Consider the following 244-nt stretch of genomic DNA (forward strand, 5'->3'; position numbering starts at 1 on the left):
ACAGAAGTGATCTTCTCGTTGAGCTTCAGCATACGGCTGACGTCAACACTGGATACTTGTAGTTTCTCGGCAATTTCTTCTGCCGTAGGTTCATGGTCAAGTTTTTGCGCTAATTCCCGAGCTGTACGTAAATATACGTTAAGCTCTTTTACTACATGGATAGGCAAGCGAATTGTGCGAGTTTGGTTCATGATTGCACGTTCGATGGTTTGTCTGATCCACCAAGTCGCATAGGTTGAGAAAC

The 244-nt window shown here is 44.3% G+C and carries 1 protein-coding gene; it reads right to left on the minus strand.

Going from position 1 to position 244, the window contains the following annotated elements; genetic code table 11:
- Positions 1-191 (minus strand): sigma-70 domain-containing protein (locus tag B4920_RS27555; protein ID WP_305847141.1); only part of this gene is annotated, 191 nt, incomplete at its 3' end.
- Positions 192-244 lie beyond the last annotated feature (53 nt).

This window comes from Zoogloea sp. LCSB751, from assembly GCF_002028455.1.
Lineage (GTDB): Bacteria > Pseudomonadota > Gammaproteobacteria > Burkholderiales > Rhodocyclaceae > Zoogloea.